The following is a 20,078-nucleotide window of genomic DNA, read 5'->3' on the forward strand; positions in this document are numbered from 1 at the left end:
GGGTCGCGTCACCCGAGGGAGGCAAGCACGGTCAGCAGCCGGTCCACCTCCTCGACGGTGTTGTGGATGTGCAGGCTCACCCGGACGGATCCCGTCCGCTCCCCCGCGCCGCCCTGGCAGTGCTGGTCGGAGCGGACCATGAAGCCGTGGCTGAAGAGGATGAAGCCGAGGTCGGAGGAGTCGATGGCGTCATGGCGCAGGGTGACGATGCCCTGGCGCCGCTGCACGGGTGAGCCGGCGGCCAGGCTGGCCTGGCAGCCGAGGATCTCGTAGGCGTCGAGGTGGCGCAGGCCCTCGGTGAGCCGGGCGGCGAGGGCGACGGTCCAGCGTTCGATCCGGTCGGTGCCCGCGGTGTCGAGCCAGTCCAGTGCGGCGGTCAGGGAGGCGATACCGACGGTGTTGGGGGTGCCCGCCCAGCCGCCCGGAGCGAACTCCGGCCCGCGGGCCCCGCGGGCCCAGACGACGCCGGTGCCGGGCAGGGCCATGGCCTTGTGGCCGGAGAAGACGACGAAGTCGACGTCCAGATCCGCCACCGACACCGGCAGATGGCCGACGCTCTGGGCGGCGTCCAGACAGATGACCGCGTCGGGGCCGACCGCGCGGCGGATGCGGTGCACGTTCATGTTGGCGCCGTACACGTGGTGGACGTGGCTGACGGCGACGAAGCGGGTGCGCGGCCCGGCCAGTTCGGCGAGCGCGCTGTGGTCGTAGTCGCCGGACCCGAGCTGGTACGGCATCGGCCGCACGCCGATGTGCACGCCCTGCCCGGCCAGTTCCCGCTGGGCCTCCAGCCAGGGGGCGATGTTCGCCTCGTGGTCGGCGACGGGGACGACGATCTCGTCCCCGTCGGTGAGCAGCCGCGGCAGCCAGTCGCGGGCGATGCCGCGCAGGCCCGCGGTGGTCCCACTGGTGAAGTGCACCGCCGAGCGCTCGGGCGCGGGGTCGTCGAGGAACAGCTTGACGCGGTCGCGGGCCTCCTCGACCAGGGCGGTGGTCCGGTTGGCCCAGGTGTAGGTGCCGCGTCCGGCGTTGGCGTTGGTCGTGGTGAGGTAGGTGTGGACGGCGTCCAGCACCGCCTGCGGTTTCTGGGCGGTGGCCGCGCTGTCCAGATAGACCAGCTCCGGGTGTGCGGTGATGATCGGGAACTGGGCGCGCAGGGCGCGCTGCCACTCGGCCAGCTCCTCGACGGTGGCGGGGACCTGGCTGTCTGTCCTGGACATGGTCATGGGCTCAGTCCCGTACCAGGGGTGCGCCCGCGTCGCGCCAGGCGATGATGCCGCCGGTCAGGCTGCGCACGTCCGGGTGTCCCATCCGGGTCAGCAGGGCGGCGTAGCGGGCGGACTTCTCACCGACCGGGCAGGCCAGCAGGACCGGGCGGTTGTGGCTGAACGGCAGCCCGCCGTGCAGGAGTTCCTCGAAGAGCTCGTCGACGATGTTGACCGAGCCGTCGATGTGCAGGGCGGCGTAGGCGTGCGGGCCCCGCAGGTCCACGACGAGGGGTTCGCCGGTGGCGATCCACGCCCGGGCGTCGCTGACACCGATGACGGGCGCCGTGCGCACCTCGGTGTCGGTCAGGTCGGCCGGGGAGTTGCCGCGGCGCGGACGGCCGAAGAGGTCGGGGCGCCGGTGGCGGACGTAGCTCAGATAGCTCTCGACGCGGTCGCAGACGATGAACACGGCGGACTGCCGCTCCGTCAGTTCGGCGTCGAAGTCCTTGAGTTGACGTACCGCACCGAAGTAGGCGGCGCCTCCGGTGGGTCCGGCGAGGATGCCGCAGCGGCGGTTGAGGGTCAGCATGCCCTCGATGGCCTCGTCGGCGCTGACCGACTCGATGGTGTCGTAGGTGCCGGGGTCGAACAGGCCGACCTCGTGCGCCTCGTCGATGGTGCGGATACCGGGGACGAAGTCCGACTTGGCGGCGACCAGACCGACGACCCGTACGGCGGGGTCGTGTTCGCGCAGGGCGCGGGCGACCCCGGTCGACGAGCCGGCGGTGCCCACGCAGGCGATGAACCAGTCCGGCGCCCGGCCGTCGAGGTCCTTGACGATCTCCGGCCCGGTGCCGGTGAAGTGGGCCTCGGTGTTGCGCGGGTTGAAGTACTGGTCCGTGTGCACAAAGGTGCTGCCGGGCTCGGAGAGCGCGCGGTGGAACTGGGTGAGCGGGTCGTCGGTGGCGGTCGGGTCCAGGCACTCGCTCTGGCCGGGCAGTTCCTCGATCTCCGCGCCCAGCAGCAGGAGCAGGTCCTTGATCTCCGGGATGCGCATCCGGTTGGTGACGCTCTTGAAGGTCAGGCCGTGCATGCCCGCGAGGACGGCGAGGGCCTTGGCGGTGTTCCCGCTCGACAGCTCCACGACCTGGCCGCCCTCTTCGGGCACGGCGGCTGTCAGGTGCGGTCGTGCCATGTTCCAGGCGGCCCGGTCCTTCACCGACCCGAAGGGATTGAGCAGTTCCAGCTTGGCGTACAGGTCGATGTTGCTCAGGCCGTGCACGGCCGGGTCGATGCGCACCAGCGGTGTGTTGCCGATGGCGTCGGTGATGCTGTCGTACCTCACTGAGCTCCCCCCACGGGTGTGGTCGGCCAGTACTGGTCGTCCAGGCACCAGCGCCATCTGCCGCCCTCCTGCCAGGCGGCGACCTTGCGCGCGACGGGCTGGTGCTGGGCACGGGTGGTGTGGAAGTCCATGCAGTAGCCGGCCGTGTTGGCGAAGGCCAAGAGGTCGCCGGGAGCGGGGCGGCGGGGCAGGAAGACCGTGCGGCGGGTGATCAGGTCGGACTCCAGACAGAGGTTGCCGAAGAGATACGCGGCGATCGGCTCGGATGCGGTTGCGGATGCGGAGTCGGCCGGGGTGACGGCGTGGACTTCGGTGCCGGTCCCGATTCCCGTACCGCTCCCGGAGGCGATGCCGGAGGCCGTCCCGGTGGCGATCCGCGTTCCGGGCCCGCCGTCGATTGCCGTGCCGCCGCCGTTCGCCGGGTCCCGGGGGACGACGACGGGGTCCATCAGCACCCCGTGGTCCTCCAGCGCCACGTCGTCGGCCTTCGCCGCCAGCCGGATGTGCAGAGGTCCGCCGGCCTCCTGGTCGCGCACTTCCAGCACCTTCGCCAGGGTCAGCCCGCACTGGTCGAGCAGGGCGCGGCCCGGTTCGGTGTGCAGGTCGTAGAGGTGCTCCAGGAGCAGGGCGGCCAGGGGGCGGCCGCCGAGGGAGGCGGCCGGCTGGGAGAGCAGTTCGTCGAGGTAGCCGGCCGCCGCGACGGGGCGGTGGGCGGGGTAGAGGCCGAGCGCGCCTCGCAGAGTGCCCGCTTCGTTGCGCAGTCCGTAGCCGTGGCCGCCGTAGGTCAGGGGCGGGCGGATGCCCATGACGGCCTCGGTGAGCGCGGTCGTGTACCGCTCCCACTGGCCGCCGTCGGCAAGGTAGTTCACGCCGAAACCGCCGCCGATGTCGACGGCCCGCGGCCTGAGCCCACGGCTGCGGCACTCCTCCAGGACCCGCAGACAGCCCTCCAGTGCCAGCGCCTTCTCGGTCAGGCCGGTCGTGTCCAGGTGGTACGCCACGCCGACCAGGTCGAGCACGTCGGCGTGCCGTTCGACGGCGTCCAGCAGCGGGGCCGTCTCCCGTACGGCCGTGCCGAATCGGCTGGGTCGGGTCAGCACCCGCACACCGGAGCCCTCGAACCCCGACAGCCGCAGCAGCACGCGAGTGCGGGGCAGGGCGTGTGTGCGTACCAGCGTGGCGAGTTGTTCCAGTTCGCCTCGCGTGTCGAGGCTGACGGTGACCGAGGTGCGGGCGGCCAGCCACAGGAACTCCGGGTTCTTCGGGCCGGTCGCCGTGATCCGGTCGGGGGTGAGTCCGGCGCCCAGGGCGTGCTGCAACTCCCCCAGCGAGGCGACGTCCACACCGGCGTCCGTGGCGGCGAGCCTGCGCAGCAGGGCGCTGGAGCGGTTGGCCTTGTGGGCGAGGAACACCTGGCCGGAGAGGTGGTGGTTGCCGTACACCGAGCGGAACCGCTCCAGGTTGTCGGCGAGTTGGTCGGGCACGAGCACGTTCAGGGGTGAGCCGAGGGCGTCCGTGAGGGTGTGCAGCAGCTCCGGCGAGTTCACCAAGGAGCGCAGCCGCGACTCCAGCCGCGGTTCGAGATACAAGGGCTGCCCGCCCATGCCCGGCCCTCCCCAGCGCTACGGGCCCGACACTCCGGGCGCTGACGACCACTCCCCGCGGTTTGCCGTATAGCTCCTTTCCCGGCGGCCGGTGGTTTACGCCCCGTACCTGCACTGCTGGGCGGTACGTCAACAGGTGGGCCGAAAATCACCGGTGCCCGGCGCGCGGATGCCGGCTCGACCCGGAACGGCCCGTTCCGTGATAGGGACACTCCAGTCGGCACGATCCACGGACGGGGTTGCTGTGTTCGGTAGGCGGATGGCGGTGGTGATGGTGGCCGGGCTGCTGGGACTGGCCGGCTGCGCTTCCGAGCGGGGCGCGGCCGGGGCCGAGCGGACGGACGGGCCGGCCGGCGCTCCGACCGCCACGTCCGCCTCGCCGTCCCTCTCGGCGGTCGCCTCGACGCCCCCTTCGGGGTCCCCCGATCCATCGCCGGTCCCCGTCACCGGACCGGATCAGCTGCTGGTGACCATGGAGGTCACCGGCGGCTTCGCGGGCGTGCAGAAGGAGGTCGCCCTGCGCGGCGACGGCACCGTGCACACCACCGACAAGGGCGAGCGGGCGGTGCACCGCACCAGCGCGGCGCAGTTCACCGAGCTGCGCACGCTGCTCGGCGATCCGGCGCTGGACGACGTCTCCGACTTCACGAAGAACATGCAGGCCGCGGACCTGTTCCAGTACACGCTCCGCTTCGGCGGACGTACCGTCAGGACGGACCTGTCGGCCGAGGAGCCCGCCCTCGACCGCCTGGTCCACGCCCTGAGCGCCTGGCTGCCGAAGTGAGCGGCCCTCGGTCCGCTCAGCCGCCCTGTCCGGCGATGTTGACCATCCAGGTGATGCCGAAGCGGTCCGTGCACATCCCGAAGACGTCGCCCCACATCTGCTTCTCCAGCGGTACGGTCACCGAGGCGCCGGCGGACAGCTTGTCCCAGTAGCCGCGCAGTTCGGCGTCGTCGTCGCCGCTCAGGCTGACCGAGATGTTGTTGCCGGGCCGGTGGTCGTCCGTCGGGGTGTCGGCGCACATCAGCGTGAAGCCGTTGGGGGCTTCGAGCATGCCGTGCATGATCTTGTCGGCCAGCGGGCTGTCCTTCTGGCCGAACTCTGCGTAGGTGTTGAGGTTCAGCGTGCCGCCGAAGACCTCCTTGTAGAACTCCAGCGCCTGACGGGCGTCGCCGGCGAAGGTGATGTACGGGTTGAGACGCGAGGCCATGGATCCTCCATGCGTAGGGCCGGAAGCCGACTGCAAGGAAAGTAGCGCGGGCCACTGACAACGGCCCGCGCTCACGGCCACATGGGGCACGGACCCGTCCGGAGCGTGCGCTCCGGACGGTCCCCGGCACCGGCTAGAGCGTGCGCTCCAGACGGTCCGCCACCAGCTTCACGAAGCGCGCCGGATCCTTCGGCTGGCCGCCCTCGGCGAGCACGGCCAGGGTGTGCAGCAGCTCGGCGGACTCGACGAGCGCCGAGCGGTCCGCACGCTCCTTGTACGCCTGGTTCAGGCCCTTCACCAGCAGGTGCTCGGGGTTGAGCTCCAGGATGCGCTTGGTCGCCGGCACCTCCTGGCCCATCGCCCGGTACATGTTCTCCAGGGCGGGCGTCAGGTCGTGCGCGTCCGAGACGACACAGGCCGGGGAGACGGTGAGCCGCGTGGACAGACGCACTTCCTTGATGTCCTCGCCCAGCTGCTCCCCCATCCAGCCGAGCAGTCCGGCGTACTCCTCGGCCTGCTTCGCGCGCTCGCCCTCGGCCTTCTCGTCGCCCTCGGCGTCGAGGTCGATCTCGCCCTTGGCGACGGACCGCAGCCGCTTGCCCTGGTACTCGCCCACCGTGTCGACCCACACCTCGTCGACCGGGTCGGTCAGCAGCAGGACCTCGATGCCCTTGTCCCGGAACGCCTCCATGTGCGGGGAGTTCTCGATGCTCTGCCGGGACTCGCCGGTGATGTAGAAGACGTCGTCCTGGCCGTCCTTCATCCGCTCGACGTACTGCGCGAGCGTGGTCGGCTCGTCGTCGGAGTGCGTGGTCGCGAAGGAGGCGACGGCGAGGATGGCGTCGCTGTTCTCGGAGTCGGTGACCAGGCCCTCCTTCAGGACCGTGCCGAACTCCCGCCAGAACGTGCCGTAGCGCTCCGCCTCCTTCGTCATCATCTCCTTGACCGTGGACAGGACCTTCTTGGTCAGCCGGCGCTGCATCATCCGGATGTGCCGGTCCTGCTGGAGGATCTCGCGGGAGACGTTGAGCGAGAGGTCGGCCGCGTCGACGACGCCCTTGACGAAGCGCAGGTACGGCGGCAGCAGCGCCTCGCAGTCGTCCATGATGAAGACGCGCTTCACATAGAGCTGGACACCGCGCTTGTACTCCCGCGTGAACAGGTCGTGCGGGGCGTGCGAGGGCACGAAGAGCAGGGCCTGGTACTCGAAGGTGCCCTCCGCCTGGAGGCGGATCGTCTCCAGCGGCTCGCGCCAGTCGTGGCTGATGTGCTTGTACAGCTCGTGGTACTCGTCGTCGGACACCTCCTCGCGCGAGCGCGCCCACAGGGCCTTCATGGAGTTCAGCGTCTCGGGACCGGGCGCCTCGGCACCGTCGCCGTCGCTCTCGCCCGTCTCCTGGTCCATCCGGATCGGCCAGGTGATGAAGTCGGAGTACTTCTTGACGATCTCCCTGATCTTCCAGGGCGAGGTGTAGTCGTGGAGCTGGTTCTCCGGGTCGGCGGGCTTGAGGTGGAGCGTGACCGAGGTGCCCTGCGGCACGTCGTCGACGGTCTCCAGCGTGTACGTGGCCTCGCCGCGCGACGTCCAGCGGGTGCCCTGGCTCTCGCCGGCGCGCCGGGTCACCAGGGTCATCTCGTCCGCCGCCATGAAGCCGGAGTAGAAGCCGACCCCGAACTGGCCGATGAGGCCCTCGGCCCCGCCCTCGTCCTTGGCCTCCTTCAGCTCCTGGAGGAAGGTGGCGGTGCCCGAGTTGGCGATGGTGCCGATGAGCCGGCCGACCTCCTCGTACGACATCCCGATGCCGTTGTCCCGGACCGTGAGGGTCCGTTCCTCCTTGTCGATGTCGATCTCGATGTGCAGGTCGGACACATCGGCGTCCAACGTGTCGTCCCGCAGCTTCTCCAGACGCAGCTTGTCCAGCGCGTCGGAGGCGTTGGAGACGAGCTCGCGCAGGAAGACATCCTTGTTCGAGTACACCGAGTGGATCATCAGCTGGAGCAACTGACGGGCCTCTACCTGAAACTCAAACGTCTCGGTCGGCATGGTTCGCGACTACCTCACAGGTCGACTCCGGAACTGGTCGCAGTCACTGTAAGACACGAGGTCAGCGCGGAGTGCGGCGATCGGGGCAGAGCCCCCGCCCGCCCGGCCCCCCGTCACCCTGAGACAACACAGGCTGTCTCCCGCCCCGTTCGCTGCCAAGGTCGAGGGGCATCGACGATCGGCACGATCGAACGGAGGAGCCGATGCCCACTTCACGCCTGCTCCCGACCCGGCACAGGACGGCGGCCGTCACGGGGGCGGCCGCCGTCCTGCTCGCCGGAGCCGGGCTGTTCACCGCCGCGCCCGCCCAGGCCGCCCCGCGCCCCTGCCCCGGCGCCGGACCCGGCGACCCGGCGCGCTGCGCCCGGGTGATCGGCATCGCCCCGGGCTCGGCCCTGGTCATGCGCACCGAACCGCGCTACGGCGCGGGGGAGGTGGCCCGCTACGGCAACGGGCAGTGGCTGGAGCTGTCCTGCTGGACCACGGGCGACCCGGACGCCGACGGCCACGGCTACCGCTACTGGATGCAGGTCTCCACACCCAGGTCCTGGGGCTACGTCAACGACTGGTACCTGGACACCGGCGGCCCGGGCACCTGGAAGTCGCAGCTTCCGCAGTGCTGAGTCGCGGCCCGTGGGTCACACGAGGTGGGCGAACACCACCAGGTTCGCGGTGTAGTCCTTGACCTCTCGGTCGTAGTCGCCCGCGCAGGTGATGAGGCGGACCTGGGCCCGCGGGCTGTCGGCGTAGACGCGGGCGCTGGGGAAGGTGTCCTTGTCGAAGGTCTCCACGCTGTCGACCTCGAAGGACGCGCTGCGTCCGTCGGAGCGGACCACCTGGAAGCGGTCGCCCTTCGCCAGCCCGCTGAGGTTGGCGAAGACGGCGGCCGACGTCGCCGTGTCGACGTGCCCGGCGATGATCGACGTGCCCGGCTCACCGGGGGAAGCCCCGCCCGCGTACCAGCCGACGAGGTTGGTGTTGTCGGCCGGCGGGGGTTCGAGCCGGCCGGCCCGGCCGATGGCGAGGTCGGTGAAGGGCGCGTTGACCGAGATCTTGGGGATGAGCAGCCTGAGCGGCCGGGCGCGGGGCAGGTGCTTGCCCACGGGGCGTGAGTCGGGGGACGTCGCCCTCTCCCGCGAGGGGGCGTGCGACTCGTTCGCGCCGGGGGCCTGCCGTTCGTGCGAGGAGGCGCGCGGGACGCCGTTCCCTTCGGACGCCGAGTCGTCGCCGCCGCTCAGGGTGACCGCCAGGACCGTCACGGCGACCGCGCTCCAGAACGTCGCCATGGCCACCCGTCTTATCCGCCGCGAAGTGGCGGAACCAGCGGCGTCGGGCGGGGCCGGATCGGTGTCGGGGGAAGGGGGACGGCCGGCGGGCATCGGGCAACCACCTCACTCGGGCACGGCAGCGAACACATTCGGGGGAACAACCGACGGGGCCGCCGCGACGCGCGGCGCACGCGCGGCGGCCACAGCGGCTATGTCATCGGGCATGGTCAGGCCGTGGTTCCGGAGGCCTTCTTGCGGCGCACGACGTACATACCGGTACCGGCGACCGCGAGCGCGGCCAGCCCACCGGCGGTCACACCCGACGAGGCGAGGCCGCCGCCGCCCGTGTGCATCCCGCCGTGCGGCTTGTCGTGCCCGGAGCGCCAGGACTCCTCGTCGTTGTCACCGCCCCACGAGTCCTCCTCGTCGCCCTTCCACGAGTCCTTCCCGTGGTCCTCCTCGCCACCGCCCCAGCTCTTCTCGGGGCCGCCCTCCTTGCTGCGGTAGCTGTCCGGGTCGTGCTTCGGGTCCTTGTCACCGCCCCAGTCGTCACCGTTGGTCACGGCGGCAAGGGCTCCGCCACCCGTGTGGATCGCGCCACGCGGTCCGTCGTGGTCGCTCTCCTCCTCGTGCTCCTTGCTGTAGGACTTGTCGTGGTCCTCGGACTTTCCGTGCTCTTCCGACTTGCCGTGCTCTTCCGACTTGGTGTGGTCCTCGGACTTTCCGTGCTCTTCGGACTTGGTGTGGTCCTCGGACTTGCTGTGGTCCTCGGACTTGCTGTGGGAGCTCTCCTCCGGGTCCCAGTCACCCATGGTGACGGCGTAGGCGGCGGGCGCGATCGCCAGCGCGGCCGTGGCCGTCGCGGTGGCGAGCAGCATGCGAACAGAGCGCATAGGTAAATCCTTCCGTCACGGCCTGGGCGGCTGACGCTTCATCACCACTGGAGCCAGACCTTGACGTGATCCACCGTCAGTCATGTCTTTCGGACGCACCATTCGAAGCGATCACACGGGTTACGACCACACCCTGACGGCCCTATGTCCACCCGCCACGCCGCTCGGGGCACCGGCTTCACCCGCGGAGGTTTGCCCCGCGCCGAAGCGGTGAGACGCGTGGGATGTCGTATCCCGTCGCCACAGCCGCCGCCCTCGATCGCCCCGCAGGGCCGTCACCTGCGCCTTCGCAGCGCCGGGACGCGTTCTTCGACAACGCCAAGTACGCGGCGATCGTCCTCGTGGCCGTGGGACACGCGTGGGAACCGCTGCGCGACGGCAGCCGCACCGTCTCCGCCGCGTACATGCTGGTGTACGCCTTTCACATGCCGGCGTTCATCATCATCTCGGGCTACTTCTCGCGGAGCTTCGACGCCCGTCCGAACCAGCTGAAACGCCTGGTCACCGGCTTGATCGTGCCGTACGTGGTCTTCGAGACCGCCTACACCCTGTTCACCCGGTGGACGGATCAGGAGCCGGACCGCCCGATCAGCCTGCTGGATCCGCTGTATCTGACGTGGTTCCTGGTGGCGCTGTTCGTGTGGCGGCTGACGACTCCGCTGTGGAAGCGGGTGCGCCTGGCGCTGCCACTCGCGCTGATCGTGGCGATGCTGGCCACGCTCTCGCCCTCCATCGGCAACGACCTGGACCTCCAGCGCGCCCTTCAGTTCCTGCCGTACTTCGTGCTGGGGCTGTATCTGAAGCCGGAGCACTTCCGGCTGGTCCGGCGCCGCGCGGTGCGGATCGCTGCCGTACCCGTGTTCGCCGGCGCCTTCGTGGTGGCGTACTGGGCGGTGCCGCGGATGACCGGCGGCTGGTTCTACCACCGCGACAGCGCGGAGGAGCTGGGCGCGCCGCAGTGGTACGGGGTGGTGATGACGCCGGTCCTGTTCGTCTGCTCGCTGGCGCTGGTGGCCTGCTTCCTCTCCTGGGTGCCCGGGCGGCGGATGTGGTGCACGGTGCTCGGCACGGGCACGCTGTACGGCTATCTGCTGCACGGCTTCGTCGCGCAGTACTCCAAGTACGGCGGCTGGTACGACCCCGCCTGGATCCACCGGCCGCTCGGCGCGGTCGCCGTCACCCTCGTGGCGGCGGCGGTCGTGACGGTGCTGTGCACCCCGCTCGTCCGGCGGGCCCTGCGCGGCGTGCTGGAGCCGGAGATGCGGTGGCTGTTCCGCACCGACCCGAACAAGCCGAACGAGACGAATAAGCCGGACAAGACGGATATACCGGACAGGGATCGGACCGCTGCCGCCCGGGCCTGAAGCCTGTCGCATGGGCCTGACCTCTGTCGCGCGGGGCCTGACGCCTGTCAGGGCTCGCTCACCAGTCCCGTGATGTGCGAGGTCACCGTGTCGAGGATGTCGTTCCAGGCCCCCTCGTCGCCCAGCACCAGATAGTTCAGGGTCAGCCCGTCGGTCATCGCGGCGAGGTAGCGGGCCAGCACGGGGGCGGGGACGCGCAGGCGCAGGCCCATCGTCCGGCCCAGTTGGTCGATGAGGTCGGCGTAGGTCTCGGCGTACAGCTCGTACTGCCGGCGCGCCAGGTGTTCGAATCCGGGCTGGCGCAGGGCGTACTGCGCCAGCTCATAGGTGAGCATGTGCTCGTCCGGGTGGGCCCGGACGTGGTCCCAGTACGCCTGGAATCCCGCCCGGACGGTCTCCTCGAGGGTGCTCCGGGGCCGCAGCGCGTCCTTCACCAGGGTCACGTAGTGCCCGGTGATGGTGGTGATGACGGACTCGATCAGCTCCTGCTTGGAGTCGAAGCAGTAGTGGAAGACGCTCAGCGAGACGCCCGCCTCGGCGGCGATGGACCGGGTGGTCGTCCTGGGGACGCCGTCCCGGGCCATCGCCCTGATCGCCGCTTCGGTGAGCTGTCGCCGCCGCTCGGCGGACGGCAACCGTGCCATGGAGTCCCTCTCGTGGGTGTCAGCTGCTGTGGACGCCGACCTCGTAGAGGGAGTAGCCCCATTCGGTGCCGCGCTGCTGGCCGTGGACGCGTACGTATCTGGCGGGGGTGCCGGTGAACCTGGCCGTGTCCAGGCCGCCGTCACCGGCGGTCGTGGACCAGGCGGTCCGCCAGTTCACGCCGTCCGTGGAGAGCTCGATGCGGTAGGCCTTACCGTACGCGCGCTCCCAGTCGAGGGTCACCCGTTTGACCAGGCGGGTGGAGCCGAGGTCGACCTGGAACCACTGGTCGTCGCTCCAGTCGCTGGCCCAGCGGGTGCCGCCGTCGCCGTCGACGGCCCGGCCCGGCTGGTAGCTCGTGAACAGGCTCCACTCGGAGGAGCTGGCCGCGGTGCCGGCGCCGCGGGCGAGGTTCACGCCCGCCTCGTGGCCCTCGGAGGCCGCCCAGGTGTCGAGGTAGGACTCGGCGCCCCGGAAGAGGTCGTCGACCACGTCCTGGCCGCCGACGCGGCGGATGTCCTCGATCCAGTCCGGGACGAGGCCGTAGTGGGCCGCGCCGTCGGTGTTGAGGTCCCAGGTGCGCTGCCCGGTGGTCTGCCGGTCGATGACCGAGCCGCCGTCGGTGCTCTTGAACGGGTACGTGACCTTGTTCGGGGCGTCCGCGCCGCGCGGGCCTGGCCAGCCGCCGACGCCGTTCATGTCGGTGCCGTAGCCGTAGCCCACCCCGTACTTGTCGCGCAGGGCCTCGGTGCGCTTCGCCTCCGAGATGAAGCCCTCGGAGCCGTGCATGTACTGGGCGATGAAGCCGCCGAGGCCGTAGACCCGCTCGGTCCAGTCCATGTCCATCCAGCTGTGCGAGGACAGGACGCCGGGGTAGGACGCGGACTCGAAGATGTCGAGCACCCGGCCGGTGGCCTTGACGCTCATGTGGTCGATCTCCAGCATCATCTTGCGTTTCATCATGCCCCGTACGGCGTACTCACCGAGATCGGTGAGCCCTCGGACGTTGCACTGCGCGTCCGCGTTGTACGAGGGGACGTCGACGCCGGCCGGAAGTTCCTTCTCGGCCTCGGCCGCCGTGGCGTTGCCGATCGGGTTGTCGTGCTGGGGACCCTTGCAGGTCTCGGTCTTCCAGAAGGTGCCGGTCGACAGGAACTGGCCGACGTTGATGGCCGTGCCGAGCCCGCCCGAGTCGAACCGGACGCCGCACAGGGCGTTGTCGAACTTGTGGCACAGGAACATGCTGCGCACGCCCAGCGCGTGCAGTTCGTCGAGGCCCTTGTCGATGTCCTCCTTGCTGCACTGCGCGATGTCGAGGATCTGCTTGCAGCCGAAGGGCTCGGAGGTCTCGACGCCGAGGATGACCGCCAGCTTGCCCTGCTCGATGACCTGGCGGGCCTGTGCGCTGTCGGTGACGATCCGGAACCAGCCCTTTCCGGTGCCGCCGTACATCTTGTCGATGAAGGCCTGCATGTCGTACGTCAGCTTGGCCTGGAGCCGGATCGACGTCATCTCGTCGCAGCTGCGGTCCTTGAAGAAGTAGACCGAGCAGATCACACCGTTGGTGACGAGGTCGTTGACCAGGACGCGCTGGCCGCCGCGCCAGGCCCGCTCGACCCAGGCGTAGTAGTTCTGCTGGTGGGTCAGCGAGTCGTGGGCGGGCCAGTCCTTGAAGGTGGGCCAGCCGACCGGGTCGTGCTTGCCGTCGCCGCCGTTGGTGATGAAGTCGAAGATGGCGAGCGACCCGTCGGGGTAGTGCTCGGGACAGTCCTTGAGGGCATCCGCGACACCTTGCTCGGAGAACGGCTTACCGCAGATCAGACGGCCGCCGAAGGCCTCGTTGGAGAAGATGTGGTCGTGCGCGTCGACGAAGCCGCGGACCTCGCCCTTGGCGTCGGTCCCGGTGAAGGGCTCCCCCGTGACGTTGATCTGGGAGTCCGGCGCGGGCCGCGATGCCGGGTCCCACCAGTTGGCGCCGGCCGCCGAACTCGGGGTGGGTCCGAGCGCGATGGACAGCACGAGCAGGAGGAGCGACACCACGGTGACGTTCTTGCGTCTGCGGTACGGGCGTCCGGCAGTGGTCACAGCCCACGTCCCTCGGTCGACGGAGAACGAGGCCGGATTGTCATGACCTCGCAATATGTGCGACGAGGATGGCCACTGGCGCATGACGAGTCAAGAGTCCGGGACAAATGACCTACTGGCCGGTCACCTGTGCGCTGCTGACGGAGCGTCGGTTCACCCCGGGCGCGTGACGCGGATCTTCGACTGGCCGTGCGGGAGCGCCTCCCAGTCCGCCATGAAGCGGGCCCGCAGCCCGTGCTGCTCGGCCAGCGCCACGAGGGTCTCGGTGCGGTAGTAGAAGTCCTCCCGCAGGACCTGGTGCTCCTCGCCCTCGGTGCGGTCGAAGGTGAAGTCGAACCAGCCGCCCGGAGCCAGCACCCGGCCGACGTTGGCCAGGCACTCCTCGATGACCGGCAGCGGGGAGTGCGAGAAGACACTGTGCGCGTGCACGACGTCGAAGTGGGCCTCGGGCAGGAACTCCAGCGTCAGGTCGCGCACGGGGGTGAGCGTGGGCAGCCGCTGCTGGAGGCCCATCCTCACGACGGTGTCCTGCGCGGCGAAGAGGATGTCGGGCGAGATGTCGATGCCGTAGTAGTGGCCGGGCTCCAGGTGGCGGATGAAACGCCAGCCGCCGCGCAGGTTGCCGCAGCCGATCTCCAGCATCCGGTGCGCGGGGCGCAGGCCGTGGCCGACGAGGTAGTCGAACTGCAGCTGCCCGAGCGCCAGCCACCGCTCCCGGATGTGGCTGCCGACGGCCGCGTCCGGGTCGGCCCGGGTGTCGAAGCGCATCACGGCGCGGTAGTAGGAGACATGGTCCGGGTGGCGACGGCGCAGCCACATGTCGCGGGCCGAGCGGGCCAGATGGCGGGGCACACGGTCGGGGTGCCGCAGGACGTAGGCCAGGCGATGGCCGAGGGCCGCGCGGTTCGCGGTGAGGTTCTTGGCCGGCATGGTGATCGTGCCTCCCTGGGGACGCGGTACCTACGAGGATGCGCACGGGCGTGGCGGGGCGCCACAGGGGCGGGGCGACGGAGCGGGAGTCACGGAGCGGGAGTCGCGGAGCGGTCGTCGCGCGGCCCGGTGGAAGTGTCGCCTTCGACCTGTCGAACATCCCGGTGTCAGGCGGCGGTTCGTGCATTACCGTGGAGTAGCCCGCGTCACATGACGCAGCCATGACAACGCCACAGGGATGGTGACCGTGCGCGGATCCTTGGTGAGAGCCACCCTCGCCGCCGTACTCCTCCTGGTCCCCCTGACGTCCCTTCCCGAGGCGGCGGCCGAAGCGCGGGCGGCGTCCGAGCCGCCCGCCACGACCGCCCCGGCCCTCGCCGCGGAGGACTGGACGCCGCCCCTGAGCACCCGTGGCCGCTGGATCGTGGACGCGCACGGCGACCGCTTCAAGCTGCGCTCGGGCAACTGGCACGGCGCCAGCGGGACCTGGAGCGGCTCGGGCGACCCCGAGGACGACGCCGCCCACCACGCCGGCGAGAACTCCGGCCGGATGCCGCTCGGCCTGGACCGTGCCCCGATGGCCGAGATCATCGCGGGTTTCCGGGAGATCGGGATCAACAGCATCCGGCTGCCGTTCTCCAACGAGATGATCCGTGACAGCCGGCCCGTCACGGACGACTCCGTCGCCGCCAACCCCGCCCTGCGCGGAAAGACCCCGCTCGAGGTGTACGACACCGTGGTCCGCGAGCTCACGGCGGCCGGTCTCGCGGTGATCCTCAACAACCACACGAACACCACTCGTTGGTGCTGCGGGGTCGACGGCAACGAGCGCTGGAACGCGAGCCAGTCCGCGTCGGCCTGGGAGAACGACTGGCTGTTCATGGCGCGCCGCTACCGGGACAACCCGCGCGTCGTCGGCGCCGACCTGTACAACGAGGTGCGCCGCAACATCTGGGACGACCCCAACTGGGGCCTCGGCGACGACCACGACTGGTTCGCCGCCTCGCAGCGCGTCGGCGACCGCATCCTGACCGAGGCCAACCCGGATCTGCTGATCGTCGTCGAGGGCATCAACTGGACGGGCATCCCCGTCGACGGCTTCCCCCACGAGCGCCCCACCCTGGAGCCCGCCCGGCGTCTGTCGCACACGCTCGTCGACTCCGGCAAACTCGTCTACTCGGCCCACTTCTACGACTACACGGGCCCGAACCACAGCGGAGCCACCGGCACCGGCGAGACCAGCGACCCCCGTTACCGCGACCTGAGCCCCGCCGACCTGATCGCCGTGCTCGACCGTCAGGCGTTCTTCGTCTCCGGCGAGCAGGACCAGCACTTCACCGCACCCGTCTGGATCAGCGAGTTCGGCGTCGGCGGCCGCGCCGAGACCGGTGAGAAGCCGCGCGCCTGGTTCGAGAACTTCGTGGACCGACTCATCCGCGCCGACGCCGACTTCGCCTACTGGCCGCTCGTCGGCTGGCACGACGACCGTCAGGGCAACGGCTGGGCGCTGCTGCACTGGGACGCCCAGGGCCGACGCATGGGCCTGTACGACGGTGACGACTGGCGCGCCGCGGCCTGGACGCGGCTGATCCGGGCCGACGGGCGCACCGGACCGGTGGCGCCGGTCGCCGAGTGGTCCATGCTCAGCCCCGACCACGGCGACTTCGTGCAGTCGCGGCGGATGCGCGCCCTGCCCGACTGGGACTCCGGCGCCCGCAAGTCCGTCTGCCCCGACGGGCAGCGGCTGCTCGGCCTCGCCCACACCGGCAACCGGGGGCTGTGCTCGGACGTGACCGCCGGTGCCCTGTGGGCGCCGGGCGGCGGACACGAGGTCGTCACCGACGAACGGCACGTCCGTCCCGGTGGCGACTGGGCGTCCGGATACACCAAACTCCAGTGCGCCGAGGGGCAGTTCCTCATCGGTTACAGCGTCCGCGGCGCGGCCGTCTCGGCCGCCCTGTGCGCCGCCGCACCGGCCGGAAGGCTCGGCACGAGCGGCCGCACGGTCTGGTTCGACCGGGGCGACAACCGGGGGACGGCCGCCAAGGGCGGCGACTTCGCGTACGGCCGCTACAAGGGGCAGTGCGCGGAGGACGAGTACGCGGCCGGGATCGCCTACACCGGCCGGGTGGGGTCGTCGCGGACGCCCGACGCGCTCTACTGCCGAAAGCTGGGCTGAACGCCCGGAACGGGCCGACACGCCCACGGACGGCCCCGGACCGGGGAGCCAGGACGATCGCGCCGGGAGATGCTGGAACCCGGATGCGGATCACCTGTGCTGTCGCCGTGCTCGCCGCCGCGAACCTGTTGAACAACTGGCTCGCGCGGAGCCCCGCCATGTACGTGCTCATCTGCGTGACCGCGACGGCCGTCCTGCTGATGATCGCCCGCTGGGACGGTCTGACCCGGGCCGATCTGGGGCTGGACCCCGAGGGGGTGCGCCGGGGGCTGCGGTGGGCTCCCGTCCTGGTGGCGATCGTCCTGCTGGTCCTGCTGGTCCTCCTCGCCCTGCCGGCCGGACGGGACGCGTTCCGGGACGCGCGGGCCACGGATCTGTCCCTGGAGCGGATGCTGTTCGGAGCGCTGGTGCGGGTGCCCTTCGGGACCGTGCTGCTGGAGGAGACCGCGTTCCGCGGTGTGCTGTGGGCCATGATCCGGCGCCGGCACGGCACGGCGTGGGCCACCGGCCTGTCGTCGCTGCTGTTCGGGGTGTGGCATCTGATGCCCTCGCGGGGCATCAACCGCTCCAACGCCGCGGTCGGCTCGGTCTTCGGCGACGGCCCGGCGGGCGTGGCGCCCACCGTGGCCGTGGCGATCGCCGCCACGGCCCTCGCCGGGGTGGTCCTGTGCGAACTGCGCCGCCGCTCCGGCAGCCTGTTGGCCCCGATGGCCCTGCACTGGTCGGTGAACAGCCTCAGCTACGCGCTGGCCTGGGCGGCGCCCCGCTACCTGCTCGACGGCTGACCGCCGAACTCCCCGTCCACCGTCAGAAGTTGATCATGTGTCCGGCGAGCCCGTGCACCGCTTCCTTGACCGCCTCGCCGAGGGTGGGGTGGGCGTGGACGTTGCGGGCGACCTCGTGGACGGTGAGGTCCCACTGCTGGGCCAGGGTCAGTTCGGGCAGCAGCTCGGTCACGTCGGGACCGATGAGGTGACCGCCGAGCAGTTCGCCGTACTTGGCGTCGCTGATCAGCTTCACGAAGCCGGTCGCGTCACCGAGGCCGTGCGACTTGCCGTTCGCGGTGAACGGGAACTTCGCCACCTGCACGTCGAAGCCCCGCTCGCGGGCCTGCGCCTCGGTCCAGCCGAAGCTGGCGATCTGCGGCTGACAGTAGGTGGCGCGCGGGATCATCACGTAGTCGAGCTCCATCGTCTCGGCGTCCGCGATGGTCTCGGCGGCGACGATGCCCATCGCCTCGGCGGCGTGCGCCAGCATCAGCTTCGCCGTCACGTCGCCGATGGCGAAGAGGTGCGGGACGGACGTACGGCAGCGGCCGTCGATGTCGATCGCGCCGCGTTCGGTGACGGTGACGCCGGTCTTGTCCAGGCCGTAACCCTCGATGTTCGGCTGGAAACCGATGGCCTGGAGCACCTTGTCGGCCTCAAGGACCTGCTGGGCGCCGTCCTTGCCGGTGACGGTGACACGCACCAGCTCGCCGGACTCGTCGACGGCGTCGACCCGCGTCGACGTCAGCACGTCGATGCCCAACCGGCGGTACTGCTTGGCGAGTTCGGCGGAGACCTCGGCGTCCTCCAGCGGGGCCATCCGGTCCAGGAACTCGACGATCGTGACCTTCACACCGTAGTTGTGCAGGACGTAGGCGAACTCGACGCCGATCGCGCCGGCGCCCGCGATGATGATCGAGCGCGGCAGTTCCTCGGCCAGGATCTGCTCCTCGAAGGTCACCACGCGCGCGCTGCGCCGGGTGCCGGGGAGCAGCTTGGGTGTGGCGCCGGTGGCGATGATGCAGTTCTCGAAGCCGATGGTGCGGGTGTCGCCGTCGTAGCCGGCCACCTGGAGGGTGTGCGGGTCGAGGAAGGTGCCGCGGCCGTCGATCTCGGTGATCTTGTTCTTCTTCATCAGGTAGTGGACGCCCTTGACGCGGCCGTCGGCGACCTTGCGGCTGCGGCGGTACGCCTCTCCGTAGTCGAAGGAGACCTGCCCGTCCACCTGGATGCCGAAGGTCTTCGCCTCGCGGGTGAAGATGTGCGCCAGTTCGGCGTTGCGCAGCAGTGCCTTGCTGGGGATGCAGCCCACGTTCAGACAGACGCCGCCCCAGTACTTCTCCTCCACGACCGCCACCCGCTTGCCCAGCTGGGCCGCGCGAATGGCGGCGACGTAGCCGCCGGGGCCCGCGCCGAGGACCACGACATCGAAGCGCTCGTCCTGCTCGACCATGGGGAGTTCCTTCCTGAGTGCGTCGTCGTGCTCTGCCGGTGCCGGACTCCGTGGCGGGACGGTGTCCGGCTTCTTCCAGCATGACCGCATCCACGAGGTCGTGTGGCGATGCGGGAGGGTGACGGTGATCTCAGGTGGTGCGGGCCGCGCCCGCGGAGGCGGTTCCCGGCTTCGGTCAGCCGACGCAGAGGAGATTGAGGACGCAGAGCTGCGCCGGTGTGGTCTCCTCCGGTGCCGGGCTGGTCGGCGCCGGGGTCGCTCCGGAGCCGGCGCCGTCCGTCGGGGCCGGGTCGGGGCTCTGCTGTCCGGCCGACGAGCCGTCGCCGGTGCCCGTGTCGGCGCCGGAGGACGGGGCGACGGTCTGCGTCTGCGGGACCGAGGTCGCCGTCGGACGCGGGGTGGCCGCGGCGTCCGGTCGGGTGAACTGCCGGGTGGCGTGCGACGTGGTCACGGGCTCCCGCGCGACATCCGTGGGGGACGGCTTCGAGGAGGGCGTGACGGTGCGCGGCGCCTTGTGCGTGTCCGCGGGGGTGGACGCCGGGCGGGTGAGTTCCGTGTGCTGCTCCGGAAGGGCGGCCTGCGGTCGCTCCGGAGCGGTGGCGGCCTGGGCCTTGTCGCCGGCCCCCCGGTCCATCGACGCGACGGTCAGCCCGCCGCCCACCAGGGCCACGGCGGTCGCGACCACGGCCCGGCGCTGGTTCTTCTTCCAGCGGGCCCGCTGTCGACGCCGGGCCGCCCGGCCCTGCGGGGCGGGGGGTGCGCCTTCGGCGCCGTCCACGTCGTCGGCCGGCACGGGCGAGGCGGTCGCGTCCGGCTCGGCCGACGGCGTCTCGTCACGGAAGTAGCCGTCGTACCAGGTGTCGGCGGCGGGGCTCCCCCACGCCGTCGTGGCGCCCGCAGCCGGGCCGGGTGCCACCGACGCGGCGCGGCCCCCTGCCGCGGAGGGAGCGATGTCCGGGGCGTAGGCACCGCACCCGGGGCACACCAGGGCCCCGTTGAGGTGGCGCCGGCACGAGGAGCAGTAGTCCATCTGCGGTCTTTCTCGCTTGACTGCGCCATCGGCCCTGGTCGGCCGCGGCCTGGTC

General features: G+C 70.7%; 17 protein-coding genes. 5 read left to right on the forward strand and 12 right to left on the reverse strand.

Annotation, left to right across the window (positions count from 1 at the left end):
- Window positions 1-8: 8 nt before the first annotated feature.
- From ACGFW6_RS36010 to ACGFW6_RS36020, 3 genes are read right to left on the reverse strand one after another with little or no spacing between them, the layout of a single operon-like run.
- Window positions 9-1,226, reverse strand: coding sequence for an aminotransferase class V-fold PLP-dependent enzyme (locus ACGFW6_RS36010; RefSeq protein ID WP_393519755.1), 1,218 nt, complete (start codon window positions 1,224-1,226; stop codon window positions 9-11).
- A 4-nt stretch (window positions 1,227-1,230) separates the two neighbouring features.
- Complete coding sequence (locus ACGFW6_RS36015; RefSeq protein WP_393519758.1) at window positions 1,231-2,553, reverse strand: pyridoxal-phosphate dependent enzyme; 1,323 nt, start codon at window positions 2,551-2,553, stop codon at window positions 1,231-1,233.
- Complete coding sequence (locus tag ACGFW6_RS36020) at window positions 2,550-4,157, reverse strand: Y4yA family PLP-dependent enzyme (protein ID WP_393519760.1); 1,608 nt, start codon at window positions 4,155-4,157, stop codon at window positions 2,550-2,552. Before ACGFW6_RS36020 ends, ACGFW6_RS36015 begins: the two co-directional genes overlap by 4 nt.
- A 259-nt stretch (window positions 4,158-4,416) precedes the next feature.
- Between ACGFW6_RS36020 and ACGFW6_RS36025 the strand changes: the two genes are divergently transcribed.
- The gene (locus tag ACGFW6_RS36025) at window positions 4,417-4,941 is read left to right on the forward strand and encodes a hypothetical protein (protein ID WP_393519763.1); all 525 of its coding nucleotides are present in this window, start codon (window positions 4,417-4,419) and stop codon (window positions 4,939-4,941) included.
- 16 nt (window positions 4,942-4,957) lie between these two features.
- On the opposite strand, the gene ACGFW6_RS36030 is transcribed toward ACGFW6_RS36025, so the two are convergent.
- Together ACGFW6_RS36030 and htpG are read right to left on the reverse strand one after the other, a co-directional pair.
- Window positions 4,958-5,368, reverse strand: coding sequence for a VOC family protein (locus ACGFW6_RS36030; protein ID WP_393519766.1), 411 nt, complete (start codon window positions 5,366-5,368; stop codon window positions 4,958-4,960).
- 133 nt (window positions 5,369-5,501) lie between these two features.
- Window positions 5,502-7,412: a molecular chaperone HtpG gene (gene htpG, locus ACGFW6_RS36035; RefSeq protein ID WP_393519769.1), complete on the reverse strand. Its 1,911-nt coding sequence runs from the start codon at window positions 7,410-7,412 to the stop codon at window positions 5,502-5,504.
- Between the two features lie 203 nt (window positions 7,413-7,615).
- On the opposite strand from htpG, the gene ACGFW6_RS36040 reads away from it, so the two are divergent.
- Window positions 7,616-8,035, forward strand: coding sequence for a hypothetical protein (locus tag ACGFW6_RS36040; protein ID WP_393519772.1), 420 nt, complete (start codon window positions 7,616-7,618; stop codon window positions 8,033-8,035).
- A gap of 15 nt (window positions 8,036-8,050) precedes the next feature.
- On the opposite strand, the gene ACGFW6_RS36045 is transcribed toward ACGFW6_RS36040, so the two are convergent.
- Together ACGFW6_RS36045 and ACGFW6_RS36050 are read right to left on the reverse strand one after the other, a co-directional pair.
- On the reverse strand, window positions 8,051-8,698 hold the full coding sequence (locus ACGFW6_RS36045) for a class F sortase (RefSeq protein WP_393519775.1): 648 nt from the start codon (window positions 8,696-8,698) through the stop codon (window positions 8,051-8,053).
- Window positions 8,699-8,907: 209 nt separating this feature from the next.
- Window positions 8,908-9,573, reverse strand: coding sequence for a hypothetical protein (locus ACGFW6_RS36050; RefSeq protein WP_393519778.1), 666 nt, complete (start codon window positions 9,571-9,573; stop codon window positions 8,908-8,910).
- Window positions 9,574-9,797: 224 nt separating this feature from the next.
- Here ACGFW6_RS36050 and ACGFW6_RS36055 point away from each other — a divergent pair, with 224 nt between their 5' ends.
- Window positions 9,798-10,937, forward strand: a complete 1,140-nt coding sequence (locus ACGFW6_RS36055; RefSeq protein WP_393519781.1) for an acyltransferase family protein — start codon at window positions 9,798-9,800, stop codon at window positions 10,935-10,937.
- 47 nt (window positions 10,938-10,984) lie between these two features.
- Here the strand turns inward: ACGFW6_RS36055 and ACGFW6_RS36060 are convergent, their stop codons facing one another.
- From ACGFW6_RS36060 to ACGFW6_RS36070, 3 genes are all read right to left on the reverse strand, one after another.
- Window positions 10,985-11,581 (reverse strand): TetR/AcrR family transcriptional regulator, encoded by a 597-nt coding sequence (locus ACGFW6_RS36060; RefSeq protein ID WP_359097860.1) that lies wholly within the window; start codon window positions 11,579-11,581, stop codon window positions 10,985-10,987.
- 19 nt (window positions 11,582-11,600) lie between these two features.
- On the reverse strand, window positions 11,601-13,664 hold the full coding sequence (locus ACGFW6_RS36065) for a discoidin domain-containing protein (RefSeq protein WP_393519784.1): 2,064 nt from the start codon (window positions 13,662-13,664) through the stop codon (window positions 11,601-11,603).
- 153 nt (window positions 13,665-13,817) lie between these two features.
- A complete protein-coding gene (locus ACGFW6_RS36070) occupies window positions 13,818-14,594 on the reverse strand; it encodes a class I SAM-dependent methyltransferase (protein WP_393519787.1) in 777 nt (258 codons plus the stop codon).
- Window positions 14,595-14,832: 238 nt separating this feature from the next.
- On the opposite strand from ACGFW6_RS36070, the gene ACGFW6_RS36075 reads away from it, so the two are divergent.
- Together ACGFW6_RS36075 and ACGFW6_RS36080 are read left to right on the forward strand one after the other, a co-directional pair.
- Window positions 14,833-16,773: a glycoside hydrolase family 5 protein gene (locus ACGFW6_RS36075; RefSeq protein ID WP_393519790.1), complete on the forward strand. Its 1,941-nt coding sequence runs from the start codon at window positions 14,833-14,835 to the stop codon at window positions 16,771-16,773.
- A gap of 83 nt (window positions 16,774-16,856) precedes the next feature.
- On the forward strand, window positions 16,857-17,558 hold the full coding sequence (locus ACGFW6_RS36080; protein WP_393519793.1) for a CPBP family intramembrane glutamic endopeptidase: 702 nt from the start codon (window positions 16,857-16,859) through the stop codon (window positions 17,556-17,558).
- A gap of 22 nt (window positions 17,559-17,580) precedes the next feature.
- Here ACGFW6_RS36080 and lpdA read toward each other — a convergent pair whose 3' ends face one another.
- The gene (gene lpdA / locus ACGFW6_RS36085; protein ID WP_393519796.1) at window positions 17,581-18,993 is read right to left on the reverse strand and encodes a dihydrolipoyl dehydrogenase; all 1,413 of its coding nucleotides are present in this window, start codon (window positions 18,991-18,993) and stop codon (window positions 17,581-17,583) included.
- Between the two features lie 175 nt (window positions 18,994-19,168).
- Window positions 19,169-20,023: a hypothetical protein gene (locus tag ACGFW6_RS36090; RefSeq protein WP_393519799.1), complete on the reverse strand. Its 855-nt coding sequence runs from the start codon at window positions 20,021-20,023 to the stop codon at window positions 19,169-19,171.
- Window positions 20,024-20,078: the final 55 nt, after the last annotated feature.

The organism is Streptomyces sp. Y7 (assembly GCF_043195415.1).
In the GTDB taxonomy this organism is placed as follows: Bacteria; Actinomycetota; Actinomycetes; order Streptomycetales; family Streptomycetaceae; genus Streptomyces.

Excerpts from the sequence above, each read along its gene's own strand:
- ACGFW6_RS36030 (WP_393519766.1), bottom strand. The coding sequence starts at position 5,368 with ATGGCCTCGCGTCTCAACCCGTACATCACCTTCGCCGGCGACGCCCGT.
- ACGFW6_RS36080 (WP_393519793.1), top strand. The coding sequence starts at position 16,857 with ATGCGGATCACCTGTGCTGTCGCCGTGCTCGCCGCCGCGAACCTGTTG.
- ACGFW6_RS36045 (WP_393519775.1), bottom strand. The coding sequence starts at position 8,698 with ATGGCGACGTTCTGGAGCGCGGTCGCCGTGACGGTCCTGGCGGTCACC.
- ACGFW6_RS36090 (WP_393519799.1), bottom strand. The coding sequence starts at position 20,023 with ATGGACTACTGCTCCTCGTGCCGGCGCCACCTCAACGGGGCCCTGGTG.
- ACGFW6_RS36060 (WP_359097860.1), bottom strand. The coding sequence starts at position 11,581 with ATGGCACGGTTGCCGTCCGCCGAGCGGCGGCGACAGCTCACCGAAGCG.
- ACGFW6_RS36055 (WP_393519781.1), top strand. The coding sequence starts at position 9,798 with ATGTCGTATCCCGTCGCCACAGCCGCCGCCCTCGATCGCCCCGCAGGG.
- ACGFW6_RS36040 (WP_393519772.1), top strand. The coding sequence starts at position 7,616 with ATGCCCACTTCACGCCTGCTCCCGACCCGGCACAGGACGGCGGCCGTC.
- lpdA (WP_393519796.1), bottom strand. The coding sequence starts at position 18,993 with ATGGTCGAGCAGGACGAGCGCTTCGATGTCGTGGTCCTCGGCGCGGGC.
- ACGFW6_RS36075 (WP_393519790.1), top strand. The coding sequence starts at position 14,833 with ATGGTGACCGTGCGCGGATCCTTGGTGAGAGCCACCCTCGCCGCCGTA.
- htpG (WP_393519769.1), bottom strand. The coding sequence starts at position 7,412 with ATGCCGACCGAGACGTTTGAGTTTCAGGTAGAGGCCCGTCAGTTGCTC.
- ACGFW6_RS36020 (WP_393519760.1), bottom strand. The coding sequence starts at position 4,157 with ATGGGCGGGCAGCCCTTGTATCTCGAACCGCGGCTGGAGTCGCGGCTG.
- ACGFW6_RS36070 (WP_393519787.1), bottom strand. The coding sequence starts at position 14,594 with ATGCCGGCCAAGAACCTCACCGCGAACCGCGCGGCCCTCGGCCATCGC.
- ACGFW6_RS36050 (WP_393519778.1), bottom strand. The coding sequence starts at position 9,573 with ATGCGCTCTGTTCGCATGCTGCTCGCCACCGCGACGGCCACGGCCGCG.
- ACGFW6_RS36025 (WP_393519763.1), top strand. The coding sequence starts at position 4,417 with ATGGCGGTGGTGATGGTGGCCGGGCTGCTGGGACTGGCCGGCTGCGCT.
- ACGFW6_RS36010 (WP_393519755.1), bottom strand. The coding sequence starts at position 1,226 with ATGACCATGTCCAGGACAGACAGCCAGGTCCCCGCCACCGTCGAGGAG.